The 26,542-nt window shown below is 60.8% G+C and carries 19 protein-coding genes; 8 read left to right on the top strand and 11 right to left on the bottom strand.

All coding sequences use genetic code 11. The features are described from left to right. Positions 1-161: 161 nt before the first annotated feature. Positions 162-1,406 (bottom strand): glycoside hydrolase family 26 protein, encoded by a 1,245-nt coding sequence (locus tag AWB81_RS16495; RefSeq protein ID WP_159938906.1) that lies wholly within the window; start codon positions 1,404-1,406, stop codon positions 162-164. Positions 1,407-2,907: 1,501 nt separating this feature from the next. Between AWB81_RS16495 and AWB81_RS16490 the strand changes: the two genes are divergently transcribed. The 4 genes from AWB81_RS16490 (at position 2,908) to AWB81_RS16475 (ending at position 9,475) form a co-directional block, all read left to right on the top strand. Beyond that, positions 2,908-4,020, top strand: coding sequence for a glycosyltransferase family 4 protein (locus AWB81_RS16490; RefSeq protein WP_087135023.1), 1,113 nt, complete (start codon positions 2,908-2,910; stop codon positions 4,018-4,020). A 482-nt stretch (positions 4,021-4,502) separates the two neighbouring features. Then, positions 4,503-5,312 (top strand): glycosyltransferase family 4 protein, encoded by an 810-nt coding sequence (locus AWB81_RS45725; protein ID WP_159938905.1) that lies wholly within the window; start codon positions 4,503-4,505, stop codon positions 5,310-5,312. Continuing rightward, positions 5,309-6,769, top strand: coding sequence for an oligosaccharide flippase family protein (locus AWB81_RS16480; protein ID WP_143753694.1), 1,461 nt, complete (start codon positions 5,309-5,311; stop codon positions 6,767-6,769). The genes AWB81_RS45725 and AWB81_RS16480 overlap by 4 nt, the downstream gene beginning before the upstream one ends. Positions 6,770-7,276: 507 nt before the next feature. Beyond that, positions 7,277-9,475 carry a polysaccharide biosynthesis tyrosine autokinase gene (locus AWB81_RS16475; protein ID WP_087135020.1) on the top strand — a complete coding sequence of 733 codons (2,199 nt, stop codon included), beginning with the start codon at positions 7,277-7,279 and terminating at the stop codon, positions 9,473-9,475. A gap of 258 nt (positions 9,476-9,733) precedes the next feature. Here AWB81_RS16475 and AWB81_RS16470 read toward each other — a convergent pair whose 3' ends face one another. The 3 genes from AWB81_RS16470 to AWB81_RS16460 all read right to left on the bottom strand — a co-directional run bounded on the left by AWB81_RS16470 (position 9,734) and on the right by AWB81_RS16460 (position 12,946). Then, positions 9,734-10,657 (bottom strand): glycoside hydrolase family 26 protein, encoded by a 924-nt coding sequence (locus tag AWB81_RS16470; protein WP_144444136.1) that lies wholly within the window; start codon positions 10,655-10,657, stop codon positions 9,734-9,736. Positions 10,658-10,731: 74 nt separating this feature from the next. Further along, positions 10,732-11,946, bottom strand: a complete 1,215-nt coding sequence (locus AWB81_RS16465; protein ID WP_097190715.1) for a hypothetical protein — start codon at positions 11,944-11,946, stop codon at positions 10,732-10,734. 103 nt (positions 11,947-12,049) lie between these two features. Further along, on the bottom strand, positions 12,050-12,946 hold the full coding sequence (locus AWB81_RS16460; RefSeq protein WP_062637183.1) for a polysaccharide deacetylase family protein: 897 nt from the start codon (positions 12,944-12,946) through the stop codon (positions 12,050-12,052). A 196-nt stretch (positions 12,947-13,142) separates the two neighbouring features. On the opposite strand from AWB81_RS16460, the gene AWB81_RS16455 reads away from it, so the two are divergent. Next, positions 13,143-14,336, top strand: coding sequence for a glycosyltransferase (locus tag AWB81_RS16455; protein ID WP_062637181.1), 1,194 nt, complete (start codon positions 13,143-13,145; stop codon positions 14,334-14,336). Between the two features lie 154 nt (positions 14,337-14,490). On the opposite strand, the gene AWB81_RS16450 is transcribed toward AWB81_RS16455, so the two are convergent. The 3 genes from AWB81_RS16450 to AWB81_RS16440 all read right to left on the bottom strand — a co-directional run bounded on the left by AWB81_RS16450 (position 14,491) and on the right by AWB81_RS16440 (position 17,562). Continuing rightward, entirely contained in the window at positions 14,491-14,934 is a 444-nt protein-coding gene (locus AWB81_RS16450) for a hypothetical protein (RefSeq protein ID WP_062637179.1), read from the bottom strand. After that, the gene (locus tag AWB81_RS16445; RefSeq protein WP_235025815.1) at positions 14,934-16,829 is read right to left on the bottom strand and encodes an RICIN domain-containing protein; all 1,896 of its coding nucleotides are present in this window, start codon (positions 16,827-16,829) and stop codon (positions 14,934-14,936) included. The genes AWB81_RS16450 and AWB81_RS16445 overlap by 1 nt, the downstream gene beginning before the upstream one ends. Before the next feature lie 88 nt (positions 16,830-16,917). Continuing rightward, positions 16,918-17,562: an SCO family protein gene (locus AWB81_RS16440; protein WP_062637175.1), complete on the bottom strand. Its 645-nt coding sequence runs from the start codon at positions 17,560-17,562 to the stop codon at positions 16,918-16,920. A 688-nt stretch (positions 17,563-18,250) separates the two neighbouring features. On the opposite strand from AWB81_RS16440, the gene AWB81_RS16435 reads away from it, so the two are divergent. Together AWB81_RS16435 and AWB81_RS16430 are read left to right on the top strand one after the other, a co-directional pair. Further along, positions 18,251-20,137, top strand: a complete 1,887-nt coding sequence (locus tag AWB81_RS16435) for a DUF3857 domain-containing transglutaminase family protein (protein WP_062637173.1) — start codon at positions 18,251-18,253, stop codon at positions 20,135-20,137. A gap of 139 nt (positions 20,138-20,276) precedes the next feature. After that, positions 20,277-22,850 (top strand): hybrid sensor histidine kinase/response regulator, encoded by a 2,574-nt coding sequence (locus AWB81_RS16430; RefSeq protein WP_062637171.1) that lies wholly within the window; start codon positions 20,277-20,279, stop codon positions 22,848-22,850. Positions 22,851-22,863: 13 nt separating this feature from the next. Here the strand turns inward: AWB81_RS16430 and AWB81_RS16425 are convergent, their stop codons facing one another. From AWB81_RS16425 to AWB81_RS48290, 4 genes are all read right to left on the bottom strand, one after another. Continuing rightward, positions 22,864-23,676: a class I SAM-dependent methyltransferase gene (locus AWB81_RS16425; RefSeq protein WP_062637169.1), complete on the bottom strand. Its 813-nt coding sequence runs from the start codon at positions 23,674-23,676 to the stop codon at positions 22,864-22,866. Between the two features lie 108 nt (positions 23,677-23,784). Further along, a complete protein-coding gene (locus AWB81_RS16420) occupies positions 23,785-24,210 on the bottom strand; it encodes a phasin family protein (RefSeq protein ID WP_062637167.1) in 426 nt (141 codons plus the stop codon). Positions 24,211-24,549: 339 nt separating this feature from the next. Next, positions 24,550-24,924 carry a DUF3564 domain-containing protein gene (locus AWB81_RS16415; protein ID WP_062637165.1) on the bottom strand — a complete coding sequence of 125 codons (375 nt, stop codon included), beginning with the start codon at positions 24,922-24,924 and terminating at the stop codon, positions 24,550-24,552. Between the two features lie 428 nt (positions 24,925-25,352). Then, positions 25,353-25,481, bottom strand: coding sequence for a hypothetical protein (locus tag AWB81_RS48290; RefSeq protein WP_268811752.1), 129 nt, complete (start codon positions 25,479-25,481; stop codon positions 25,353-25,355). Positions 25,482-25,532: 51 nt separating this feature from the next. Here AWB81_RS48290 and AWB81_RS16410 point away from each other — a divergent pair, with 51 nt between their 5' ends. Beyond that, the gene (locus AWB81_RS16410; protein WP_062637163.1) at positions 25,533-26,522 is read left to right on the top strand and encodes a zinc-dependent alcohol dehydrogenase family protein; all 990 of its coding nucleotides are present in this window, start codon (positions 25,533-25,535) and stop codon (positions 26,520-26,522) included. Positions 26,523-26,542 lie beyond the last annotated feature (20 nt).

Genomic DNA, 26,542 nt, shown 5'->3' with positions numbered 1-26,542 from the left:
CGCGGCGAAAGACGCGGTGGCGGTCGCCGGGAAGAGGCCGAAGGTGTCGAAATGAACCGGACGAAACGCCGGTCAATTCGTGTGATGCGTGAGTGCCGGTGAGGGCCTTATGTTAACATTCTGACCCTGACCGGCACTTCGCATAATCGCTCTACTGCTTCTTAGCGCGAGAACACAGCCTTATATTCGGCCGCTGCCTTCGGTACTCGGCCCGCGAGCGGCCCATAAATGGCCGCGTCCGGTCCGCCGAGATTCGTATTCCAGTATGAATGGTAGAGGACGTTGGGCGCGCCGGACGAAATCCACGAGTACATATTGTCGATGAATGCCGGCGAGTCGCCATGCCCAGCGCTGGCGGTCGAGCAGCCCCATTCCGGATAGGCTTCCGGCTTGTTGTGCGCCTTGCAGAACGCGCGATATGCGACCAGGCCGATGCCGTTGGGTGCATTGAGCACGTCCGACCAGCCCTGGTTGTATTCGTCGTAGATGTCCATCGAGATGACATCGACCACGTCATCGCCGGGATATGCGCTCGTCCAGTCGAAGCTGCTATAGCTCTGATAGTCCGTGCACCAGTCGAAACGGATTCCGGGCGCGACGGAGCGCATCACCGACACGACGCGCCGGAACGCCGCCTTGTAGCCCGCCGGATCATTGAGCGAACTCCACGGGAACCAGTTGCCGTTGTGCTCCCAGCCGAGGCGGATGATGACCTGCGACGGATTGCCGAGCGCCTTGATGTTGGTCGCAAGTGACCTGAACGTACTGTCGCGCTGGCCACTGGTAATCGGCGAGAAACCGCTGTCGCCCGGCAGCACGAGCGGCGCGGAAATCACTTCTACGTGGCTCGGATTCGAGTTGATCCAGATTCTGGTCGCGTCAAGGAAGTACGGCTTGGCGATGTCATTCAAGGAATCCTGTGCGGTGAACACAACGCGATACAGAACCGGCTTGCCGAGCCATTGGCTGAAGGAATCGTATTGGCTCGTATTGCCGTCACCGTCACAATGCAAGCCGATTGCCGCGAGGCCCGCCGGTGCGGTTGACGACGCTGCGCGCGGGTCCGTGGTGACCTTCCATTTGGTTTCCGACGTGGACCACATGTACCACACGTTGGACGTGTTCTGGTGATACACGTTGTTCTTGTAATACAGCACTAGCTTTACGTTCTGCGCCGAAATGGACACTCCACCGCGATATATCCCGGCGTTTTTGAGCGTCCACGTATTGCCCGCGGCATCGACGATCGACGAGGCGGGCGGCATGAGCGTGCCGCTATTCGACTGTGCAGCGGCCGTCGCATTCAGTTCGGCGCCCGCATCGGACGAATTGCCACCACATGCAGTCAGCAGATAGCTACCGGCAACTGCTGTCAATCCTGTAAGAAATTCACGACGTTTTAACATGGCGAGTTTATCCATCGACGAAAAGTCGACTAAAAAGTTGATGGAAAAGGGGGTCAAACGAAACGCTGACGCACGCGCGATTCGACGCTTTCGCGCCGGATCAATGGGCAGCAGCGGTGGTCCCTCTAGTGCGGCTTATAGTGCGCGTAGTTAGGACTATTAATTACTGTGTGTTTTAGTGCGGATACTTGCATTGGAACCGGGATCAAGTGCTCGAACTTGAGCAGAGTCTGGACAACCGCGCGGCGACAGTGTCGGCGCGGCCAAGGGATCGGTCAAAAGTGCGACAAGCGCGTCAGGATGCAATCGTTTGCACCCAAGCTAAGTTCCGCATTGACCGTCAATGAGAATCATCTTACCAGTTATTACCGGGTACGACCATATGACAAAAGCATTTTTTGCATCCAATTGTTAACGATGCCTGCTTACGAATTAATCAGACGATTTAGTTTTTTTGTATGAAGAAATTAGAGGTCGATCGAGATGTAATAAGAATGGCTGTTTAAATGGGGGGGCTAATTCCGCTTATAAATAGGACTCTGAACTAAATATGACGCATCGTTATGGAATAAAAGCGCGCGATAACTGTGTATCGTTATGAAGAGGAATCCTATATATAGGAGGAGCCCATGATCTGGCCTACAGAAAGCGGGTAGACGTGGCCGAAGTTCAGGCGTCTGGATGGTGGCGCTTGCATCCGTGCAAGGCGAATCAAGCAGAAAGAGGGTCGCTCTTGGTGTCCTGAGTCGCCTACAATCTTTGAAGGCGAGCATATAGGGGCAATCGCACGGGGGTGGCCTGCTCGGTCTTCCTACCCCCGGAACCGCGTAGATCGCAAATCGGATAAAGCCACGCGGTGCGCTGCGACTTCGAGGCTACTGCCGATGAGGTCCTCCAGCCGTAGTTCGGGGTCGCGCAAACGTTCCAAAGAACGTCTATCGTCCGCTTTGCCTCCGGGGAGAAAGAGATTGTCCTACGTGTGCGTTCGCGCACGAGATCAAAGTCCTCGGCGGCTTTAAATTTCCATTTGTATTTCCATAGACCGATTCATATCCTCATATTGAAATTTAAAAAGACCATACTATCAATGTCAATTAAATCGGTAACCTTTGCATCGCTAAACATATCTACCGAGATTCGAATATCGTGTGTGCGTTTGCTAACAGAGGTAAAAAACGACTCAAGATTGAATGCTGCTTACGGAAATGACATGACTTGCCGTCTGCGATAAGGCGACAAGGACGCCATCAACGTCGACCACGCTTTCGCCACACCCCAAAGCTCTTCTCGCTTCAATGGTCCGAAGTGAAAGGTCGCTGTTGAATTACCCTGATGTAATCGCGTCCTTGAGTCAGACGAATAGGAGTCCTAGAGCGCTGCCCGAAGGGCGGTGAAGGTTCTGATTGCTACTACGGTCGTTAATACGTGACGGAAGGGCGCGGGGACGCGTATTGCCGATGCAATCTGGTTACGCGATCCGACATATCATAGGATTCAACAAATGAACGCTGTGTTCTTGTCGCATGTGCGCGATGCGAAGTCGTCGAATGGAGGCATGGTTTACTCGAATCACATTCTTTCGCAATTGCGGAGGGTGTGCGCTCGGGTCGAGGTTCTTTATGTTTATGACGATTTGCCGAAATCGAGAAAAGTAAAAATAGCCTTCTCGCTATTGCGGTCATTGTTTGGCCGATTGCCGGCCAAGGTTTTATATTTCGATCGACCTAGCGTGCACCGCGCATTCTCGAAGCTCGCGGCCAGCGTACAACCCGATATCGTCGTTTTCGACCATCTGGAAACGGTGGTTTATCTTCGCAATCAGATCGGCGTCAATTCAATTCTCGTTCAGCACAACGATGAGGCGAAGCTGTACGAAGAGCGCCTGAACAAAATGAGCAACCCGATCACTTCGGCGATGCTCAAGTCGGAATGCCGGAAATTGCGGCGCTTTCAGGAGCGCGCAAACGCTCTGATCCGAAACCAGGTATTCATTTCGCCGGACGAACTGGCTAACGACGCTGCTCGTGCGCCTTCCGGCAACCGCTTTTGCATGCTGCCCGCCTTCGATTATGTGCCGGCAGAGCGAATCGCGCCGGCAACAGCTGATAAGCCGATCCATCTGGCGTTTCTCGGCAACATGAAATGGTGGCCGAATCAGGATGCAGTTGAGTGGCTGCTATCCGAAATCATTCCCCATGTCGACGCAGAGAAAGTGATTTTCCATTTGATGGGCGCCGGCTCCGATGCCGATCGCTATCAGCGCAAGAACGTTATTGGACATGGATTCGTCAACCACTCTTCCGAGATCTGGAATAAATCCAATGTCTTTCTATCGCCCATTGTTTCGGGCGCGGGAATGAACGTGAAAGTCGCCGAGGCCATTTACAACGGGAGGTCCGTCATCAGCACGTCCAAAGGTGTCCGCGGGATACCGTTGGTCAGGGATCCATCAGTGATCGTCAGCGATTCGGCAAGCGAATGGATTGCGCTTCTCAATGACCGCGACCGTCTGGCAGCGCTGGACGGCAAGGCGGCACTTGCCGAAAACTCGAGCATATTCGATCGGAATTCTTCATTCGAAAAATTCAAATCATTTTTGGAGACATGCAAATGAACGTTCCAATCTTGTATATCGCATCGCGACCGTTTCTCCCGGCCTCTGGCGGGCGGGAAAACATGATCTTTCAGTCTCTGCAGTTTCTTGAGAATCAGCACGACGTTAGCGTCGTCATATTCAAAGGCAAGGACGAAGTGGTCGACCTGGCGCGTTATTACGCGCGCTTCCCGGCGTTCAGATTCCATTTGATCGACTTGCCCACGGCTCGCAAATGGATCGTCGAATGGATTTTCACTGGACGCCCCTTGCCCTTGCAGGTGGCGATGTATCTCTCGCGTAGTGGAAAGCGGCTTATCCGTTCCATTATCAACGAGCGAAAGTGCAAGCTCGTGATAGCGGACATGCTGCGAACTTCGATGCTGTTCCAGTCAAAGAACTGCATTTCCGTCGTCGAACTCGACGATCTGCTTTCGGTGCGTTATCTGCACAACATTCGCGCGAGCGTCGGCAATCGTCCGCTTGGCACGTACGAGGGGCGCATGCCGCCATTTGCCGCCAAGGTCGTTAACCGGTTTTCCACAACGGTTCTGAAGTACGAACGGTGGGCTATAAGCCGGATGGAGCGCAAGAGCGCGACGCGACACAACGCCGTGGTATTCGTGTCGCATGCGGAAGCTGCGCTCTTCAAGCAGATGACGGGCGCGGACAACGTCTATGCGGTTCCGCCTACGACCAAGATACATAAGGCACCCGATCGACTGTTTCCCAGTCCGACGGAGAAGATCAATTTGATGTTCTTCGGCAACATGCATACGACGGCAAATCGGGAAGCGCTGCGCTACGTGCTGGAGAGCGTGTTGCCGGCGCTGACGCATCATGGTGTCGACTATCGGTTTCACGCTATCGGGCGTTGTCCGCCGGAGATTGTCGCCCGTTATCAGCGCGCGGATGTGGTCTTCACCGGTTTCCTCGAAGATCCGGACGACGTGTTCGACACGATGCATATCCATCTCGCGCCGATGTTTGGCGGCACGGGGATCAAGACGAAGGTCTTGGAATCGCTTGCACGCGGCATACCCACGATCACAACGCCGGACGGCGCCATCGGAATGTCTGTGGAATCGGGCCGCGAGCTGTTCATCTGCTCGGACGCGAACGAAATAGCGTTGCGATGCGTGGAACTCGCGCGCGATGAAAACCTGTACAAGCTCCTGAGCAAGACTTCGGCTCGCTTTGCCTCTGAACAGTTCAATTTCGACATAAACCGAAATCGGTATCTGGACATCCTGAACACTTGCCTGGCCGATCCAGTCGCTAAGACTGCGCCGGTATTGGGAGTCACACAGTGAATTTTGGCATTTTGCAGTTGGCCCGCAAGGGCGCAGTTCAATTGCTTGCGTCAGGAATGATGGGCGTCCTGACGCTTGCGCAAATCGCTTTCTTGTCGCGCCATTTCGGTTATCGGGACCTCGGTATCGTCTCGACTCAGCTTCTCGTCGTATCCATTTTCACGACATTCTGCGACTTCGGATGGGAAGGGTTCATTATTCAGGAACGCGGAAGCCGACGGCGTGTTGCCTTGATTCTTGGCTCCGCATTGCCGAGACTGATTGGCTTTGCGGTGATCGTCGATCTCGTAATGGCGTTCGCCTTGCGAGAGCTGGGTGTCGTTGAAGCGGCGTGGCTCACGCTGCTATTGGTCGCGCCCGTGCTTCCCTTTGTGATTCTGGTCGGTGCGCTGCAAGGCTTCGCGGTCCGCGCGCTGGACATCGAGCGGCTTGCCATGTCCGAAGTCTTTAGCAAGCTGCTCGGTGTGGGCGTGACGATCGGAACCGCGTGGCATTTCGATTCGCTCAATTGCGTCGTGTTGGGATTCATCTGCACCATCGCAGCGAAATTCATCTTCATGTCATCGTTTCAGCTGGATACGCTGAAAGTGATCCTGCTGAGCGTGATGCGACGGGCGCGCGCGAAGCGGCTTTACTATTACATGGGAACGCAGTTGACCGGGCAGTTGTTCAACATTCTCGGCAGCAAGGCGGATGAATTGATTGTCGCTTCCATGATGTCGCTTGAGATTTTTGGCATTTACGCCTCAATCAAACAACTCGTTATTCAAGGCACCTCGTTCGCCGCGCCATTGATTCGCCGGTTCACGATGCCCTATTTTTCCCGCGACCGCCTGTCCGACGGCCCTCGCGGGGACAGGACCATTTCGATTTTTGTCTGGTCGAATGCCGCCTACATCACCTTCTTCCTCACGCTGGCAATTGGCGCAGGACTTGTCACACAATTCGTCCTTGGTCCGCGCTTCGTGAATCATGCTGACATGCTGATCCGGTTTGCGGTGCTTTGGTCATTCCAGACCTTCGCGGGCGCGACAATGTCCGCCTACTTGCAGAGCACCGGTTCGCCGTTCAAAGCACTGGCCTGGATGTCGATCCAGGTGATCGTGCAACTCGCGGTGATGTGGGCGACGATTTCGCTAGGCCTGGAGAACATGCTTTTCTGGGCATCCGTCTCTTACGCGACGATGGCGTTTTCTTATCATCTGTGGTTTTTTCGCGAGGAGGCAGGGCTTACAGTGGCGCAAGTGTTCCGGCGAATTTTGTCTCCGGTAATTTTCTATTATGCGCTGGCGGCTGCGATCATCTGGGGGCTGCGTAGTCTGTCGCTTCCGAGCGTCTTCGAGATCGTGGGTGCATCGATCTTCGTTGGAGCGGTGGTGTTCTTCTCACTCCGCGAGCGGAATTCCCAGGTGAATATCGAGCACCAAGCCTCACGCGGTGCGCTAAGGCAACGCTGAGAAGCGCCAGAACAATGGCGCCGCATCGAATTGAATTTTCATAAGACAAAGGACACTCGCTAAGCCAGCAGATCAGGCGGCCGCGACAAGCGCGGCTAGCGTGCACTGACCAATGCATGCTGCCTGTGCCATCCCTGCATGAATTCGATCACGGCAGACGGAAGATTCGTGACGGATGCGCGACCGGTGGATGAACGTAAGCGTCCTTAGTCAACTTATGATCAGTCTTATCGAAAGCATCTTCGCGTCCTGCGTTCGGGGCGCGTTTAAGTCCGGGGGAAGGTTGGCTAACGCACACGTTGTTAATTCACCGTGCTTGTATTCTCTGAATGTTCGTTGACGCTCGAAGAGCCTCGTTTGGGACCGGTCTGTACGCTGTACCCGGATCCAGCATCTTTGAAAACGCCTCGATCAGAAATCACTTGAGAGTCGGGCTGCATAGCCGGACCAGTAGTCGTTCAACATACAAATGAGACCACCCGTGTCACTCGGCGAGAAAAGGCAACCATGAACCCTGCACGACTCTCCTTTAAGGATGTCCACGTCACGAACACCGATATGGACCTGCCTGGCATATTCGCCGTGCTCGCGCAAAACCGCTGGCGCATCGCGGCATGCACCGCTGCCTTCGCGCTGCTCGGCGCGGGTTATGCGATGGTCGCGCCGCCCGTTTATGAAAGCGACGTCATGATTCAGGTCGACACCCGTGCGGACCCGACGTCAACCCGAAGCATGCTGGATGCGGTGTCGAGCATCAACGACAACAAGTCGACGACGGCAGCGGAAAGCCAGATTCTTTCGTCGCGCGCGATCGTCACGCGCACGGTCGACAAGCAGGCGCTCTTTATCGACGCGAAGCCTCGGCGGTTTCCTGTCGTCGGCACGCTGATCTCGCGATATGTGGAAGGCGTCACGACACCGGGCATCTTCGGTGTCGGTGGATTCGCGTGGGGTGCGGAGTCGGTGTCCGTCGACACCTTCGAGGTTCCGACCAAGCTTGAGGGCAAGCAGTTCCTGCTGACGCTTGAACCCAATCGTCGCTATACGCTATCCGGGCCCGCACTCGATGCGCCCGTTTCAGGCGAAATCGGAAAACTTCAGTCGTTCCCGACGACGCGCGGCCCGATCCAGCTTCTCGTGACCAGCGCGAGCGGTGAGCCCGGGGTGACGTTCGACCTGTATCGCAATTCGCGTCTCAAGACAATCGAGCGTATCCAGACCAATCTCAGCATTCAGGAGAAGGTCAAGGACTCGGGCATCCTGGTAGCAAGCCTGCGCGGCAACGATCCGCTGATCGTCAGTGACACGCTGAGGGAAATCGCCAAGCAGTTCATCTTGCAGAACATGGAGAGGAAGTCGCTCGAAGCGTCGAATTCGCTCGACTTTCTGAAGCGACAGTTGCCCGTGCTAAAGACGCAGTTGGAACAGTCGCAGCAGCGCGACACGGAATTGCACCGGCGGGCTGGTGTCGTCGACCTGTCGGAAGAGGCGAGGCAGGCGATCGGGCAAATGAGCGCGGTCAAGGCACAGCTTCTTGCCTTGCAACAGCAGCGCAGGGATCTTTCCGCCCGTTTCGCGGCGGGTTATCCGGCCATCGTATCGATCGACAGGCAAATCAGCGGGTTGGAGGAGCAGACTAGCCTCTATGCGCAACAGATGGCGCGCTTTCCGGACTTGCAGCAGGAGGTCGCTCGCTCGGAGATGCAGGTCAAGGTGGACGCGGCCCTGTACACCGCGCTGCTGAACAATGCGCAGCAGCTCGAGTTGGTGAAGGCAGGGAAGGTCGGTACGGTGCGGCTGATTGATACGCCTGCGATCCCCGAAGATCCGGTGTTTCCGAAGAAGTCGATTGTCGTCGTGCTGTTTGCGTTGTTTGGCTTGCTTAGCGGCCTCGCGTATGCGTTCGTGCGCAATACGGTTATGCGCGGTGTGAAGAACCCCGGTGAAATCGAGCGCGCGCTTGGCATCAACGTCTACGCGACGATTCCCTATAGCAAGCGTCAGCAAGTGATGCTCAAGTCAGAACGCAAGGTGCGCAACGCAACGTTGCTGGCGGAATCATCCAAGGCTGATCCGGCAGTCGAAGGCCTTCGCGCGCTTCGCATGACGCTGAATCACGGCAGGGACGGCCTTCCCAACAAGATCGTGCTCGTTACCGGAGCGACGCCAGGCGTAGGCAAGTCTTTTGTCTCAGCGAACTTCGCACGCGTGGTGGCGTCTTCGGGCAAACGCGTGCTGCTGATTGATGCGGACTTGCGAAACGGTCGTTTGCACAAGTACTTCAACAGCGGTCATGAGCACGGTCTCGTCGATTTCCTTGAGGAGCGTACGGGCTTTAGCTCGGTCGTTCAGCATGACGTGGCATCGAATCTCGACTTCGTTGCAACCGGACGGCGGCCAGCCGAGCCTGGCGAGTTGCTGCTTTCGCCGCGCTTGAATCAGATGCTTGACGATTGCGCCCAACAGTACGACCTCATCGTCGTCGACGCTCCGCCGATTCTGATGGTGTCGGATGCTGCAGTGCTCGCGCAGACCGCCGGGACGGTATTCATGGTCGCGCTGTCGGAAGTTACGAAACTGGCAGAACTCGAAGAGTGTGCGAAACGCATGGATCGCAGCGGCGTGCGCATCACCGGCGTGATCCTTAACGGCTCCAGGCCGCACCTCGGCGAGTATGGCTACGGCGGAACCTACGGGACTGCCTGAGCAAGAGCAAGCGAGCCCCCGGATAGCAAGCTCGACTGGCTCAGGGGGCGGGCGGACTAACAGGGTCAACGCGGATTCTTCAAGGCAATCCGATTCGACCTGAAGTTCCACCCGCAACCTGGGACATACTGACAATGACGGGACGATTCAGGTTGTCCCGTCATTCGTTTTTCCCCTGCGAACTCCATACTGATGGCACGGTGGCCTCTTACCTAGAGGCAACGCTGCGACAGATGCGCAACGTCACGGCCGGACGGATCACTTGCCGAAAAGCTCCCGGTACTTCTTGGCCGCAAGCGGAACGTGGCCTGACTGATCCCCGTAAATCACGGCGTTGGGCCCGCCCAGGTGCGTGTTCCAGTACGCCTGATACAGCACGTTTGGCGCACCGCTCTCGATCCAGCCGTGAAAGCGCTCGATGAATTCGGGGTTGTCGCCGTAGCCCTCGGACCTCGTCGAACATCCCCACTCCGGATAGGCTTCCGGCTTGCCATGCGCCTTCGCGAACGCCCGAAACGACTGCAGCCCGGTTCGCGCGTCGAGCATATCGTCCCAGCCCTTGTGATACTCGTCATAGACATCCATCGACATGATGTCGACGACGTCATCGCCCGGGTACGCGCTCTGCCAGTCGAACGAGCTGTGGCTCTGAAAGTCGGTCGTCCAGTCGAAACGCAAGCCGGGCGCGACCTTGCGCATAACGTTCACAACGCGACGATAAGCCGCCTTGTACCCTTCGGGGTCCTTGAGCGCATTCCATGGATACCATTTGCCGTTATGCTCCCAGCCGAGCCGGATGATGACCTGCTCGGGACGGCCGATCGCCTTGATGTTTGTCGCAAGACTTGCGAACGCGTGATCGACCTTGCCGCTCGTTACCGTTGCAAAGCCATGATCCGAAGGAAGCAGTAGCGGGACCGACATCACCTCGACATGACGCGGGTCGCTGTTGATCCAGCGTTGCGTAGCAACGAGGTAATAGGGATCGGCGACATCCTGCCACTTTCCACGCGCAGTGAAGACGATGCGATACAGCACGGGATTGCCGAGCCACGCGCTAAACGAATCGTATTGGGCCGTGTACATGTCGCCTTCGGCATGCAGGCCGATTGCCGCGACCGCCGGCGAGGCCGTCGTCCCGGAGGCACCGTGCGTCACGGCTGGTAAGGCGGTTGCGAGCACCGCTAGTGCCAGGAGCGCATGTTTGAGGCGAGGACGCCCGGTTGCCGCCGGCTTTGAGCGCACGCGAACCGCCCTCAACTGGCGGCCAGACCGACGTGTCTGGCCGTGGACGTCACGGGGCGCAGACTGCCGCTGGGTTGCATCGCAAAGAAGTAGAACAGGGTGAAGACGGATATCGGCTGCAAGAGGGCGCCTGAAAGGAAGAACTGCATGCAGAAGAGTCCGACCGCAATCGGCAAGCTTCCCACGCCCATGAAGATTCGAACCGCAATGAGCAGCAGCAGCGGAATGCCTCCGATCACACCATATTCGATGATCGCCTTGGGGATCGCCGGGAAGTTCGCGATCCTGTCGTCGACCTTGATGCGATCGGCATTACCCGCGCCATAACCGACGAGTATGCTCGATGCGCTTTCGAACGCCAGATCGCCCATGCGCTCATACGGTGTGCTGAAGCGGATCGACGCGCTGCTGCCCTGTTCGTTCAATTCGCCCGAACGCTTGAGCACGGCGGGATTCGACGCCACGGCAGCAACGATGGCAATTGCCGCGAGGCCCGCCAACATCGCGACGCGCCGGTTGTGCAGGTTCGCAATGATGGCGAACGGCAGCGTGATGGCGATGAACAGCAGACCGGTTCCGGAGAAGGTCGTGGCGAGTGCCAGGATTTGCAGGACGATCGCCGTGATGCGCCGGAACATCATGATCTCGATCAGCAGTGCGAGCGCGAGAAACTGGGAAAGGAACGATGGTTCGAGGAACACGTACGCGTTCGACTTGTAGATCTCCGATCCGTACTGGATCGGATAGCTCACTTCATAGTTGGACATCGTGAACCCTTTCGGCAAGCTGCTAAGAGGGTCGCTATACGGAATGTGGAGGAACGCCTGGCTGCCGTATTGATACAACGCGACGACCGCGAAGACGCACATCATCGTGGAAAACCACCTGTAGCCGTCTGCGCTGGTCGGATGCCTGACCGCCCCCTCCGATGTGACGAAGGAGAAGGGCAGGTAAAGCACGAGCAGATACATCAGCGAGTTGGGCGAAAAGTCCCTGCCCGTGAAAATGGATGTGGCGATCAGCACGCACACCATACTGAGCACGCTGAGCAAGAGGCCGCGCCGGATCACGACACCTTTGCGTGCATAGAGAAGCAATGCTGCCGCAACGTAGATCATCAGCGCGATGGGAACGGGGTTCGTTCCGGGGATGAGCGACAGGCGTTGCGTGATGATGGCCAGGAAGAACAGCCAGAAGGTCATCTTCTGTGGTCGCGGAGTGTACATTCAGGTCTCGGCTGGTAGATGGCGTGATTGTTTGCACGCCGCGACGTTCATCGCATTGAAGCGGGCGCACCTTTGGCGGTTGCAGCGTTCCGCTTGCTCGGGTTCAAAGCTGGGGTTTGCGCCCCGCCAACCCGCCGCCCTGACGCAGATAACGGAGATAGAGCGTTATGCCCGTCAGTTGCGCGGCAAACCATTCGACAGTCGAATCGTCCTGAATGTCGAAAGCCTTCAGTCGATACGGATCGCTCTTGTGATTGTTCCAGCCCAGGTCGCACGTTCTTGCGGTCCGATAGCCTCCGGCCTTCAGGATCGCGATTTCGCGCGGGCCGTAGTCGCCGTTTGGATAAGCGAAGTGCTGGCAGTTGCCGCCGAGCATTTGCTCGATCTCTCGCTTGGATCCGACCAATTCTTCCTTGCACTCGGCGTCGTCGCAACGCGTAAGGATCGGATGAAAGCGAGTGTGCGATTCGAAATCGATGTAAGGACGCATCGCCTGGATCTGCTCCGCGCTAAGTCCGCTTGCCGTGCTCTCTGCCGCAGCAGCGTCCTGTCTGAAGCCCGTCGAGCGGAGCTCGCCCAGCCGCTCTTCATTGCTCATGCGTTTGAGGCGCTCGACGCCCGCCTGCGAAGCACCCGGGTGCATCCACCAGTGCGTGCGCGGGTGCGTGACGATGCTGCTGCAAATGAAAATGGTCGGACGAACGTTGTGCTTGATGAAGACCGGCAGCAGTTCGGCGTTGCGCGCGTGCCCGTCGTCGAGCGTGATGGCGGCGCGCCGGCGGCCGCGGCCAGGCGTATTCACCTCGCTGAACGGCACGATATCGCAGACCGTTTTCAGATACGTCAGATGTGCATCGAGCGTTTGCGGAGAAGGATCGTGATAGAGCATCACGGCAACCCTGTCGCGCCAGAAAAGACGCCAGATGGTTGCCGCAATGCCGCTTGAAAACACGAAGCGCGTAAAGAGGGTTCGCAGGACGATCTTCGGCTTTGATGGCATTGGTCAGGTCATAGCTAGTCGATATGTACCACGTTTATACCGGCCGTTGCCGCACTGCACCGTACGTTTTCGCACAGAGGTCGATTTTCACGCCGACTATGCTGCGTTGTGCGAAACGCATGCGCATAAGATCACACCATACGCAGGCTGGACATTGTTCGAGGCGACATGCCTCGACGGAACATCGAGGAACGACATGCAGCGCTCAAGAATTCTGGTCATCAACGATTACGCCGAACTGGGCGGCGCGGAAGTCATCTATCAGCTTTCCGTGGACGTTCTTAGGGCGACGCCGGGCGTCGAAGTCGAATGCTTTGACATGCATATAGAGTCCCTGCGCGGATCGGCTTTGACCAAGACGTGGAATTCGCCAGCTGCCGCAGCGCTAGCGAGAAAGATCGAGGCGTTCCGTCCGGATCGCGTGCTCGTTCACAACTATCACAACGCGCTCTCTGCATCCGTGCTGCGGGTGCTTCGCCGCTACAAGCCGAAGTACGGCTTCCTGGCGTACATGACGTGTCATGACTTCTATCTCGTCTATTACAACGCCGCGCTGATGCACTATGTCGACGGCAAAAGCAAGCTGCTCGATCTGAACATCCTGCGGACGCGGCGTGCGGTGCTTGCGCGTAGCAGTGCGAGAGGGCCCGTGTATGACACGTTCAAGAAGATGCACTGGCATGTCGCCCGAAGACTCGGCAATCCTGCACGCCTGTTCGACCTGTTCCTGTGTCCGAGTCCCTTCATGCAACAGGCGTTGCACAAGAGTGGAATCGCGAATACCGCGACGCTTCTCAATCCTTCCGTCATGAGCCAGCCATTGGCGCTGCCAAAGGTCTGCTCGCGCGACAAGATCGCGCTCGCATTTGTCGGACGTGTGGCTCCGGAGAAAGGGTTGGGCCAGCTGATCGCGCTTGCACGGGCGACGCATTTTGCGTACATCGATCACATCGCGGTCTATGGAGACGGACCGGACCTGTCTTTCATCAGGGAAATGCATACGGACCTTATCGAGTCCGGGCAACTGGTGCTTCATGGCGCACTTCCGCGTGACGAACTGTTCGCCGAACTGCGGCGTTCAGCCGACGCGCTGATTCTGCCGTCGGTGGGCGCGGAAAACGCGCCGCTCGTGGTGGTGGAAGCGGCGCAGATCGGCTTGCCCGTGCTCGTCCACGATATCGGCAGCCTGTCGACGTTCGGGGAAGAGATCGGCAACAAGATCAAGTACTCGCTCGATCCGACCAGTTTCGTGAATGCGCTGGAGAAGGTCGTTGCGCACCTTTCCGACCAAAACCGTCAATACGACGCGAGTGCCTATTCGCTGCCCGCGTATGCGGCGCGGCTGGCGTCGCTCATGCGAGTCGGCGAGTCCCGGGCAATGCGCGACTGAGGCAAGGCTGCAGTTCAGAGGGTCTGTCAACGGATGAGATCGTTTGCTTGACAGACCTTTGACGATAATCGCTCTCTGGCTTCGCTTCATCTGCAAGCGAATACGCCCGCCGCGCCGGAACGCAATGGCCGGCGGGCGGGCGCGCAAAACACGCCTAACGATTCGTGAGAAACCCCCAAAGCGCTGCACACTCGCTATCGGATATCTGATAGTGCGGCATTGCCTTGCGCAGCAACACGTTTGCCGGATCTATCCCATCCTTGACAGCACGGCAGAAGGACGTCGGCTGGTAGCGGCTGGCCGGCCCGCCCCGGCGGGTCTCCGCATCGAGCAGATACGACGGCGTCAGGGGCGGCGCGAAGATCCCCGACTTGTCGGTTCCGGCATGGCAGTTCGCGCATCGGGTCGTCCAAGCGGGCAACGGACGATCGTCGTCGCGCAAGTGCGCTGCTACCGCATGCTGGCCGTTGTAGATCGCGCATCCGAGATCATCCGGCTTGCACGGCTGCTGATCGGCGTGGGCCAAACGCGCGAGGGCGGCCAGCGCCAGGCAAATCGCTAAGCGAGCCGCCTGGCGCCGGGACTGTGATGCCGCCATCAGTGAATGCGCAGCGTGCGGGACACGCTCGGTACGCCCTTCGCGTTCAGGGCGAACAGCATGTAGTAGCCCGGCACCACGACGCCAGGATCGGCCGGAATCTTCAGCGTGTATTCGCCGCCCGTGCCTACCGTGAAGGTCACCGGCACGCGTCGCTGTTCATTGTTGACCGCATGGGTCACCGACGAGAGGCGCATCAGCGCGAATGCCTTGACGCCGGTACTGGCTGTCACCGCGATCGACGTCCCGAGCGTGGCGTCGGTCGGCGCCGCACTGAGCGTCGGCCGCGTTGCCGCCGTTCCGTCTGCGTTGAGCAGGTAGGGCGGTGTCAGGATTTCGACGTCGGGGTGGTTGGTCGCGCAACCGCCGCACAATCCGCCGCCGCCGCTCAACACGCGTCCGTCGGGCAGCAGGAGCGCAATGCTGTGATACGTGCGCGGAATGGCTTGCGGGGCGAGTTGCGAGAAGGTTTTCGTCGTCGGGTCCCACAACTCCGGCGTCAGCACGGCGGTATCGTCCGAGAAAGGTTGCGCAAAGGCTTGCCCGCCCACCACGACGACCTGTCCGTTCGGCAACACGACGCTGCTGCTGAATGCCCGCGTATAGCTCATCGAGGGAAGCGCGGTTGCGGTTGCCTTGCCGGTGCTGATATCGATGAGCGTGGCATTCGAAGTAGCGTTCGATTGCTCGTAACTCGGAGCACCGCCGACGGCGAGAATCTTGCCAATGTCGTACATGATGGCGTTGCCGTTCATCGCATCGGTGTCGTTTGCGCGCTTGCCTGCGTCGGTCACAGTGCCGTTGCCCGCCGTGTCGAACCAGTGCATCGCCATGCTCGGCCCCGCGTGGAAGACCCGGCCGTTGGCCACCGCGAACAGCCACGCATGGTTATCGGAGCGATAGATGCCCGCCGCGTCATTGGTGAGGATGTAGTCGGCGAGCAGCGACCAGTTCACACGCCAGCCCGAACCGGACGTCCACGTTTCACCGGTCTTGTTGCCCCAGCCGCCGTTCCAGGAGCCTCCGATCACGAACACGCTGCCATTGCTCAACGTGACGCTGCCGTGATAGGCACGCGCAATGTTCATCTGGGCGCCGGACGACCACGCGTTGCTCGACTGCGAATAGATGCTGGTCTTGGCGCTGCTCGACCCGCCGGTCACGAACACGCGGCCGTCAGGGAGATTGGCGATGCCCGGGCAGAACATGTCGTGTCCGGTATTGCTGATCAGCGCCTGTTTGCTGGTGAGGGTCGTCGGATTGAAGATTGCCGTATACGTCTTGCCCGGCGTGACTTCGTCAGGGCTGAAGGAATTCGTGTAATCGGCCGACCAGACCAATATGTTCCCGTTGGGGAGATTGGACGCCGCTGCCGGGACGATGGGCAGCGTGATAGGCGCAGTCCACTTCGACGGCAGCGCCGTCACGTTCAGGCCGCTCACCTGCCAGGTCTGCTTGGCGCCACCGGCGCAGTTCTGCTGCAGGAGTTGCCCGCCCTGTGCGGTCGTGCTGGCTGCTGCCAGGCACAGCCCGCTGTGCGTGGGGACGATCGCGTAACCGGCGCCTTGCGGCGTCAGCCTGAAGGTCTGGTTCGCTTCGCCGTTGCAGGTCCACTGGATGATTTGCGCGCCGGCTGCAATGCTTGCCCCCGACACGTCCATGCAAAGACCGCTGTTCTGATTGACGAATACGTAGCCGGCGCCCGAAGGCGTGGCCTTCCAGCTCTGATTAGCACCGCCGTTACAGCCCCAGGTGATTACCGCCGTGCCTGGCGTGACGTCGTCGTTGTAATCGTCCGCACATAGGGTCGTGCCGCTTAGGGTGATCGTGCCCGTCGTCTGGGCTTGGGCCAATCCCGAATGCGCGGCAAGCCCTGACGCAAATGCTATGACCATTAACGCATTCACGCATCTTGCAAGCGATTGGGAGAACATCGTGGCGAAACGAATTCGTGGCATTGCCTTATTCTCCGTTGAAGTCGAATTACGTACGTCCGAGCGCGCCGAGCACATCGCAGACATCTTCGAGGCGCGGAAGATCGGCACTACGCCAGCGCAGTTTTGCGCTCGCATCGAAGCAGTAGATTTGGGTCGAATGATCGGCGATGTTGCCAAGGGGCAGCGGACTACCCGATAGCGCGAGTCGCATCCGGTCGACGTCTTGCAAAGACGGCGTGGCCGCATTCCATGCGGGGCCGGCATTAAAACGCGAAAGCCAATTGTGTAAAGCGGATGGCGAATCCGAAAGCGGATCAATTCCGATCGACAGCAATTGAACCGGATACCGCGCACGGATTTGCGGCATGCGTTCCTGAAGTGCGCTAAACAGCGCGCCCTGTAAAGGACATACCGAACTGCATCCGGTGAAGATCGTCTGTACCGCTGTTACGCCCTGAAGAAGGATATCGTTCAGACGTCGCTTTTTACCTGTCTGATCGACCAGCCAGACATCGTCGAGACGAACCGGCGGGGTGACAAGTCCCAGGTTTCCATGCTGTGCATATAAGGGCGGGCACACAGCGGCCATTGCTGCAAGGGCGGCCCTGGATAGCAAAGCGCGTCGAGTGAGCTTTCGATCCGGGGTAACGCTGACAGGCTCACGGCGCGCGCGAGCATCTTGATGGAACATCGGCACCGTTCTCCGCGAATGTCTAATGGACCCGCCAACTACGCGCCGCCAGGAATGCTTCCGGCACGACAGTCATTGAACAAGGCGCGCGACCCATTGGTAACGGCTGTTTCTTCTCACTCTCGTACCGGTGATCCAACCACTCGCGAAGCGTAGCACGATGGTTCGCATCGACGCCGATTCTTAGGTTCACTATTTACCTTGCTTTGTGCGGTTGCCCATACTTCGAATATACGGTGGCGTTTAGCGGTCGAAACTGGAAAGCAATTTGAAAAATTATTGTTTGCTTCCATTAGTCAGGTGAAGACTAGCCACTCTTTGGCTGCTTAAAGAAACCGGAAAAAAAGTCCGTAATTCAATTGCGACGTATTGATTAGATAAAGGACTCAGCTTGATTTCACGCATTGCGCAAGCTTTCCCTTTGTGATTTAAAGCGCGCCGCAACAAATATATGCGGGTTGCCACGCATGCCGGTTATCGCGGTGGCGCAATTGATATGTGCAAGCTGCGCTGCGGCCGACACCGCTTCCGCAACGCTTGCCGCGGCGAACCCTGGTTCAAGCCCTCGCGCCGTCCGGTAATCACCATACGTTTAGTGAACCGACGCCCGATCACGCGACGCGCCCCCGCATGAACTACGGTACGATGACTCGTCCCCCTGAGCGTCCGACGCAAGGACCGGCGAGCCATGCATCACCCTTCACACCATTTCCTGCGACGGATCGCGCTCGCATGCATGCTGGCGGCGGGCGGGGCGCTGCCGGCATCGGCGGTGTCCGGGCCGCAGGAGCCGTCCACGGTCGTGAGCGACGTGCACGTCTTTGTCGTGGCGGAAGACGGCTCGCTCACCGAAGACGACGAAACCATCCTGCGCGCGAACACGCCCGCCGGCATCGACGAGATCGCGCAACGCTATGTCTGGTTCGACAAGAGCGTGTCGAAGGTCGATATCGTCGATGCCTATGCGATCGACATGAACGGTGTTCGCCACGCCGTGATGCCCGACCAGATCCGCGACATCCAGGAGCCGCGCTCGGCGGGCGCGCCCACCTTCCAGGATGCAAAACTGAGAGCCGTGATCTATCCGGGCGTCGGCACCGGATCGAGCGTGTATCTGCGGTTTCACAAGAGCCAGTCAGCGCCCGTCGTCGCGGGACAGTTCAATTACTTCGTCGAGCCGGGACGCCGTCCGGTGCAAAGCCAGAATCTGATCTTCGATCTGCCCGCCGGCAAGACCCTCTACGCCGATGCACGCGGCTACGTCGCCCGGCCGCCCGTCACGGAGAACGGCCGCACGCGCTACCAGTTCGACTACAGCCGCGAGCGCTTCGAGCGCGTCGAAAGCGGCTCGGTGGGCTATGCGCAGTACGGCGACCGCCTGATGGTCTCGACCTTCCCCGACTTCGCCGCGTTCGCCGCGAGCTACCGCGAGCCCGCAGCCGATCCGACGGCGGACGCGCCCGCGATCCGCGACCTCGCGCGCTCGCTCACGGTGAACGACACCGACGACCGCGCCAGGGCGAAGACGCTCTACGACTGGGTGCGCCGCAATATCCGCTACGTCGCGCTCTTCATCGGCCAGAGTCCGGCGGTGCCGCACCGCGGCGCCGATATCCTTGCGAACCGCTACGGCGACTGCAAGGACCACGTCGCGCTTTACGGCGCGATGCTCGCGGCGGTCGGCATCAGAAGCGAGCCGGCGCTGATCGCGCTCGGTTCCGTCTACACATTGCCGTCGGTGCCGGGCTACGGTTCGGGCGCAATCAATCACGTCATCACCTGGCTGCCCGACCTGAACCTCTACGCCGACTCGACGGCGGCGAGCGTCGAATTCGGCTACCTGCCGCTCACCGACATGGATCGCCCGACGCTCCTCGTTGATTCAGGCACGCTCGCCCGCACGCCTGCCGTGCAGCCGCTCGCGCGCGACGCGCGCCTACAGGTCGACGTCGCCTCCGGCGGGACCGCGGCGCTTTCGTACTGGGTGCAGGACGCGGGCTGGAGTGCGGAGATGGAGCGCTCGAACCTGCGCGCGGCGAGCGCCCAGCGCCGCGAGATGATCGCCGCCGACCGGCTGCGCGCGACCGGCCTGCACGGCAGCGCGACGCTCGCGACGAGCGACGTCGATGCGACCGGCGGCCCGTTCGTCACGACCATCGACGGCTCGCTCGACGACGTCGTCTGGCCGACCGGCACGACCGCGCTGCCGGCACTGTCGAGCCTCTCGGGCGGCATCGCGACGCAGGTCCGCAACTGGCTTTCCGAGCGCGAGCGCGCGCAGCCCTACGTGTGCGTCGGCGGCGACTTCGACGAGGTTTCGCAGATCGCGCTGCCGAAGGACGTTCGGGTAATCGAGGTGCCGGACGGCGCGGATGTCGCGGGCCGTTTCTTCGATTACCGCTCGCGGTATCTGTTCGATCCGTCCACCAACGTGATCCAGGTGACGCGCCGCCTGCGCGCGGATTTCGGCAAGCAGGTGTGCTCGCCCGCCGATTTCGAGGCCGCGCTCGCACCGTTGAAACGGATCGAGCGCGACACCCAATCGCAGATCATCGTGAAGGCGGCGGCGCGCTGAGAGGCGACCGAGGCGCTAAGTCTGGTCAAAGTCGCATGGCATAAAATCGGCAAAGGCGGGAGCGCCGGCGGTCGCAATAACGAACCGACCATACCAATATCAATAGAAGCCCATCTTTCGAATGGGCGGAGAACGTCATATGCCCTTTTTGAATGAGGATCACGGCTGCCCGGGGTGGAAGGGCGAGATGGCCGGACGCATCAAGGCGTTCGAGTGGTCGCAGACCGAACTCGGTCCGATCGAAGCCTGGTCGCGCGCGCTCGCGACGGCCGTGCAACTGTTGCTGGCTTCGCCGTTGCCGCTCGTCATGTTGTGGGGGCGGCAGGGCTACATGATCTACAACGACGCCTACGCGAGCTTCGCGGGCGGCCGGCATCCCTACCTGCTCGGCTCGCCGGTGGAGCTCGGTTGGCCGGAGGTCGCTAGTTTCAATCGCAACGTGCTGGACACCTGCCTCGCCGGCGGCACGCTCACGTATCGCGACAAGGTGCTCGTGCTCCTGCGCAACGGCCGGCCGGAAGAGGTGTGGATGGATCTGTACTACAGCCCCGTGCCCGGCGACGACGGCGCGCCGGCCGGCGTCCTCGCGGTCGTCGTGGAAACGACCGGGCGGATTCTCTCCGAGCGGCACCGCGAGGCCGCCGAAGTCGCATTCCGCGCGACCGACGAACGTTTGCAGCTTGCGCTGAACACCGGCGCGGTGCTCGGCACCTGGGTCTGGGACGTCGCCACCGACACGGTCACGGGCGACGAGCGCTTTGCGCGCACCTTCTGCGTCGACGTGGAGGCAGCCGCGCGCGGGTTGCCGCGCGAGATTGCGAACGACGTGGTGCATCCCGACGACCGCGAGCGGCTCGAACGCATGGCGACCGAGACGCTGGTCACGCGCCAGCCGCTCAACGCCGAGTACCGCATTCGCCGGCCCGACGGCAGCTACGGATGGGTGCAGGCGAACGGTCGCTGCGAATTCGACGAGAAGGGTGCGCCCAGACGCTACCCGGGCGTGCTGATCGATATCCACGAGCGCAAGATCGCCGAGGAAGCGCTGCGCCACCTGACGGGCACGCTGGAGCAGCGCGTCGCCGATGCGGTCGCCGCGCGCGCCGCCGCCGAGGCGCAGTTGCGCCAGGCGCAGAAGATGGAAGCGATCGGCAGCCTGACGGGCGGCGTCGCACACGATTTCAACAACGTGCTGCAGGTCATCAGCGGCAATCTGCAGATGCTCGCGACGAGCGCCGGCAACGACGCCGCCACGCAGCGCCGGTTGTCGGCCGCGACCGACGCCGTGCAGCGCGGCGCGCGGCTAGCCTCGCAACTGCTCGCGTTCGCTCGGCGCCAGCCGCTGTCGCCCGCGGTGGTCAATCCGGCACGGCTGCTCGCGGGCATGAAGGAGATGCTGCATCGCGTGCTGGGCGAGACCGTCGCCGTGGAGACCCATAGCGATGCCGCGTCATGGAACGTGCTCGTCGATCGCAACCAGCTGGAAAACGCGCTGCTCAATCTCGCCATCAACGCGCGCGACGCCATGCACGGCGACGGCACGCTGACACTGACGGCGACCAATGTCGTCATCAGTGCGGAAACGGAGGCCGACCACGCGTGCTGTCGCGAGTCCGGCGAGCTGCCGCGCGGCGACTATCTGCGCTTTTCGGTGTCCGATACCGGCGCGGGCATGGCGCCCGAGGTCCTGGAACACGCGTTCGAGCCTTTCTTCACCACCAAGCCCGATGGCCGCGGCACGGGCCTCGGCCTCAGCATGGTGTTCGGCTTCGTCAAGCAGAGCGGCGGGCACACCGCCATCGAGAGCGAGCTGGGCCGCGGCACGACGGTATGTCTGTATTTCCCCCGCTGCGACGAGGAAGAGACGCCCGAAGCCGCCGATACGGGCGGCGTGCCGCTCGGGGCGCACGAAACGGTGCTGGTCGTCGAGGACGATGCCGATGTGCGGATTGCCGCCGTCGAATTGCTCGCGGAACTCGGCTACGAAGTGCTGAAGGCGGCGGATGGCGACGAAGCGGCGAGGCTCATCGAGAGCGGCACGCCGATCGATCTGCTGTTCACCGACGTGGTGATGCCGGGCGAAGTGAAAAGCGCCGAACTCGCGCGGCGCGCGGCTGCGCACACACCGCCGATACCGGTGCTGTTCACCTCGGGCTACACGCGCGACGTGATCTTCCATCAAGGCAAGCTCGATCGCGGCGTCACGCTGCTCAACAAGCCGTATCGGCGCGACGATCTCGCTCGCAAGATCCGCGCGGCGCTCGATCGCGGCGCGCAAGCCGGCAGCGAAACGCGCGCTGAAGCGGACAGAACAGCGGGCGCCTCGCAGATGCAGTCGCCGGCGCGCGCGGCAGGCGGCCGGTCGATACTGCTCGTCGAGGACGAAACGGACTCGCGCGAAGCGATGCACGACCTGCTGACCATCCTCGGTCTCGAATGCACTGCCGTGGCTAGCGCGGAAGAGGCGCTAGCCGTCGTGGCGCGGGAGGAATTCGACGCGCTCCTCAGCGACATGAGCCTGCCCGGCATGTCGGGAGCCGAACTCGCTCGGCAAGTGCGGCGCACGCGGCCGGGCATGCGCGTGCTGCTGGTGTCCGGGTACGGCAACAGCGCCGAGATTGGCGAGCCGATTCCGGGCGTGCGCATGCTGGCGAAGCCCGTCGACTTCGCGGTGCTGCAAAGCGAACTGACCGGCCTGACCGACGGCGCGTGAAGCCGCCGCAGGTCTAGCGCTTTATCGCCGATGCCAGCATGCACGGCATCGGCACGAGCAACTGGCCGTCCCGGAGATAGGCCGCGGCGCGCGCCTTCACTTCTTTTTCGATCCTCGCCAGCGCCGAAGGCTCCTGCGCGCGAAGCAACGCACCCATGCGCACGCCGCCGCGCAGCAGGCCGTGAAACGGCGTCTCGGGCGGCGCGAGGTGCCACGTCTGATCGACTTCGACCGCCTGCGGATCGGCAAACCCCGCCTCGGCGAGGACGCGCTTCGATTCGTCGGCATCGCTGAAGCGAAAGAACGGCGGCGCCGCGGGCAGCGCGACATCCAGCCTGCCGTGCTGCTGCACGGCGTCGAGTACCATCTGGAAGCCGACCGCCCGCTTGGGCGCGGCCCATACCGTGAACGCCACGCGCCCGCCCTTGCGCAGCACGCGGGCCGCCTCGGCGAGCGCCGCTTCCGGATGCGGAAAATGCAGCATGCCGAAACTGATGCCGACCGCATCGAAGCTCTCGTCCTCGAACGGAAGCGATTCGGCACTCGCGACCTGAAACTCGACGTCGGGATGCGACTGCCGTGCATGCGCGATCATCGCCGCGGAGAAATCGACGGCCGAGAGTGTCGCGCCTCGCTCCAGCGCCGCCGCGGCCAGATTGCCGGGGCCGGTCGCGACGTCGAGCATGCGCGTTCCCGCGCCGACTTCGAGCGCGTCGAGCAGCGCGCCATGAGACTGCGCCGTCAGGTAGCCAAAATAACTCTCGTACGGCTGGACGATATGCTCCCAGCCACGGTGTTCGAATGCCGTGAAATCGTCGTAGTCCATCGCAGAACCTCCGCGTAACGGGCGGCATCGCGCTTCGCGGCCGAGCCACGCGCGCGGCCGCTCACGACCGCATGCGAGCGGTCTGACAGCGGGGCGCTTCGGCGGGCTTCAGCTGTTTGGCCGGGAGAGCGATGCCTTCAGCTCCTTGAGCGCGTCGTCCATGCGCTGCGCAACGAGCGCATAGGCTTCGGCCTGAGTCTGCTGGGTGGTGCGCGCGATGTCTTCCATGTCGGCGAGACCGTCGCGCAGCGCGCGTTGCACGACTTCGGTTGCATCGAACGACAGCTTCTTCGGCGAAGCTTCCAGTTGCTGCGCGATCACTTCGAGTTCGCTCAGCGTGCGGCGCAGGATTTCGAGCTGCTTGTCGCGCAGCGCCTGCATGCCGCCAAACGCCACCTGATTGGCCGCGGCGAGCGCTTCGACGTCCTTGCGCCGCGATTCGAGAATCGCCGACACGTCGAAGCCGGGCAGCTTGTATTGCTGGAATATTGCGGCGAACTGGCTGAAAGGATCGGCGAATTTTGCTTGATTCATGCGTGTCTCCCTGGGTCTGCGACTTGTCGCGCAGTTCGGTTTCGCAGCGCGGCGGTGCCCTCGCGCGCGCCGAGTACGTTCGTTCGAACGACCTTGCCGGCCACTGATACTACCAACATCCGGAGACCAACAGACCCAAGGGAAAACACCAGAGCGCGACGCGCAGGTTGAGGGCGCCGCGCTTGTGCGGAAAGGGGCGCGTGAGCGCGCGCCCGCCGGGGAGAAGGAATGGAACCGCTGCGGTATCGCGAGCGCGGGAGTGCCGCTCACGCGAAAGCTACGGCGTGAGGCTTCGACGCGATCTGAAGGCTCTACCTCCCGCTTGTCCGAACGTCCTCGCTAGACGTTTTCCTCGCCGGCGAAGACGCTGTGCTCGGCCCTGATGTGCTCGCGGTCGATGCACTGCACATGCCAGCGGCCGGCTGCTGGCTCCCGCGAACCGTGCGCGTACCAGAGCGCACGGCCGGCCTGGCCTTCGGCCGGGCCGCCGGCGACGTCGAAATCCAGCCGTTCGAGCACGCAGAGCGGCGAGTCGGCATGCTGGCCGCAGATGAGCGTGCCGTCCGGCCGTGCCTGTAGATCGCCCCAGTCGGGCAGATCGACGCTCTGATGGCCTTCGCGCGACCAGCGGCGTGTGTCCTTGTCGAGCCACAGGATGGCGAAGGCGCCGGAATCGACGCGCTCGAACGCATCGAGCTTGACGGTAATACGCATGACATCCTCCACAACTTCGATTCGATTGAATACGATGACCGGGCGAGGCGCGCGACGGGCGCTTCGACTGCCGGTCCATCAGCTTTGGCATGACGGCGCGTGTGCGCGCATACCGGCCATGTCTTCATTCTTCTGGGCGATGCATTGCATCGCAGCAACTTCTGTCGACTGCGCCCGTATGACGCCTGGTTGTCTGCTTCCAGTGTCGTAAGAAAGCAAGGCCGATGCCGAAGTTCCTTCCTATTCGCGACGACCCTCATCTTCGTTCAGTTTATTTTCCGCTTCTGTTTCGAGTCTAGGCGCCAAATCTGACAGTCGCGAGGCGGCGTCGTGCGCCATATCGACGCAGCAAGACCATCGACGATGCGCGCGCCGGTATGCACGCCGCCCCGGATTGCCTATGCTCGGAAACGCGGATAAACCTTTTGTCACCCGATGTGAACATCCGTGCGCCGCGCGAGCATCGGCGCCGCCGCACGATCCGGTGCAAGCCTGCACCAGCGCGGACGCCGCCGCCCCAGCAAGCGGCCTGCGCCGCCGATATGCAGTTGCAGCATCGGGTAGTTGCAGTCCGTTGCTTAAGCACTTCTATAAAAGGAGCGTTCGTCATGCGCGCCATGGTCTTCGACGGCACGTCGCCCTTGCTGGTCGAGCGGGATCTGCCCGATCCGGTTCTTGATACCGGCAAGCTCATGATTGACGTCCATGCGTGCGGCGTGTGCCGCACCGACCTGCATGTCGTCGACGGCGAACTCACGCAGCCGAAGCTGCCTCTCGTGCCGGGACACGAGATCATCGGCATCGTGACGGCGGTGGGTGTCGGTGTGACGGACTTCGTGCCGGGCGACCGCGTCGGCGTGCCGTGGCTCGGCCACACTTGCGGACATTGCCGGTATTGCGGCGCGGGCCGCGAAAATCTCTGCGACGCACCCAGCTTCACCGGTTATACGCTCGATGGCGGCTACGCGGAACGCGTCGCCGCCGACAGCCGCTACTGCCTTCACCTGCCGCCGCGCTATTCGGACATCGAAGCGGCGCCGCTGATGTGCGCGGGACTGATCGGCTACCGCACGCTCACGATGGCCGGCGACGCGGAGCGCATCGGCATCTACGGTTTCGGTGCGGCGGCTCATATCGTCGCGCAGGTGGCGCGCCATCAGGGGCGCAGCGTGTACGCATTCACGCGCCCGGGCGACGCCGCCGCGCAGCAGCTCGCGCTCGACCTCAAGGCGGTATGGGCCGGTGGCAGCGATGAAATGCCGCCCGACGAACTCGATGCTGCGCTCGTCTTCGCCCCGGCCGGCGCGCTGGTGCCGGCCGCCCTGAAGGCCGTGAGGAAGGGAGGGATTGTCGTGTGCGGCGGGATCCACATGAGCGACATTCCGTCATTTCCGTACGCGCTCCTGTGGGGCGAGCGGCGCGTCGTGTCGGTGGCGAACCTCACGCGCGAGGACGGCCGCGAATTCATGAAGCTCGCGGGCCAGTTCCATCTGGAGGCGCGCACGACCGCCTATCCGCTCGCCGACGCGAACCGCGCGCTCGACGACCTGCGCGCCGGCCGCGTCACGGGGGCGGCGGTGCTGAAGGTGCGCGGCTGAACATGCGGGCGAAACGCGTG

This window comes from Caballeronia arationis (assembly GCF_001544975.2).
Taxonomy (GTDB): domain Bacteria; phylum Pseudomonadota; class Gammaproteobacteria; order Burkholderiales; family Burkholderiaceae; genus Caballeronia; species Caballeronia arationis.
The sequence above is the reverse complement of the archived record's forward strand: the minus strand, read 5'-3'. Positions and strand labels throughout refer to the sequence as shown.

What these genes read in the sequence shown, in the direction of transcription:
- AWB81_RS16495 (WP_159938906.1), bottom strand. Translation starts at nt 1,406, where the DNA reads ATGTTAAAACGTCGTGAATTTCTTACAGGATTGACAGCAGTTGCCGGT.
- AWB81_RS16490 (WP_087135023.1), top strand. Translation starts at nt 2,908, where the DNA reads ATGAACGCTGTGTTCTTGTCGCATGTGCGCGATGCGAAGTCGTCGAAT.
- AWB81_RS45725 (WP_159938905.1), top strand. Translation starts at nt 4,503, where the DNA reads ATGCCGCCATTTGCCGCCAAGGTCGTTAACCGGTTTTCCACAACGGTT.
- AWB81_RS16475 (WP_087135020.1), top strand. Translation starts at nt 7,277, where the DNA reads ATGAACCCTGCACGACTCTCCTTTAAGGATGTCCACGTCACGAACACC.
- AWB81_RS16465 (WP_097190715.1), bottom strand. Translation starts at nt 11,946, where the DNA reads ATGTACACTCCGCGACCACAGAAGATGACCTTCTGGCTGTTCTTCCTG.
- AWB81_RS16460 (WP_062637183.1), bottom strand. Translation starts at nt 12,946, where the DNA reads ATGCCATCAAAGCCGAAGATCGTCCTGCGAACCCTCTTTACGCGCTTC.
- AWB81_RS16455 (WP_062637181.1), top strand. Translation starts at nt 13,143, where the DNA reads ATGCAGCGCTCAAGAATTCTGGTCATCAACGATTACGCCGAACTGGGC.
- AWB81_RS16450 (WP_062637179.1), bottom strand. Translation starts at nt 14,934, where the DNA reads ATGGCGGCATCACAGTCCCGGCGCCAGGCGGCTCGCTTAGCGATTTGC.
- AWB81_RS16445 (WP_235025815.1), bottom strand. Translation starts at nt 16,829, where the DNA reads ATGGTCATAGCATTTGCGTCAGGGCTTGCCGCGCATTCGGGATTGGCC.
- AWB81_RS16440 (WP_062637175.1), bottom strand. Translation starts at nt 17,562, where the DNA reads ATGTTCCATCAAGATGCTCGCGCGCGCCGTGAGCCTGTCAGCGTTACC.
- AWB81_RS16435 (WP_062637173.1), top strand. Translation starts at nt 18,251, where the DNA reads ATGCATCACCCTTCACACCATTTCCTGCGACGGATCGCGCTCGCATGC.
- AWB81_RS16430 (WP_062637171.1), top strand. Translation starts at nt 20,277, where the DNA reads ATGCCCTTTTTGAATGAGGATCACGGCTGCCCGGGGTGGAAGGGCGAG.
- AWB81_RS16425 (WP_062637169.1), bottom strand. Translation starts at nt 23,676, where the DNA reads ATGGACTACGACGATTTCACGGCATTCGAACACCGTGGCTGGGAGCAT.
- AWB81_RS16420 (WP_062637167.1), bottom strand. Translation starts at nt 24,210, where the DNA reads ATGAATCAAGCAAAATTCGCCGATCCTTTCAGCCAGTTCGCCGCAATA.
- AWB81_RS16415 (WP_062637165.1), bottom strand. Translation starts at nt 24,924, where the DNA reads ATGCGTATTACCGTCAAGCTCGATGCGTTCGAGCGCGTCGATTCCGGC.
- AWB81_RS48290 (WP_268811752.1), bottom strand. Translation starts at nt 25,481, where the DNA reads ATGCTGCAACTGCATATCGGCGGCGCAGGCCGCTTGCTGGGGCGGCGG.
- AWB81_RS16410 (WP_062637163.1), top strand. Translation starts at nt 25,533, where the DNA reads ATGCGCGCCATGGTCTTCGACGGCACGTCGCCCTTGCTGGTCGAGCGG.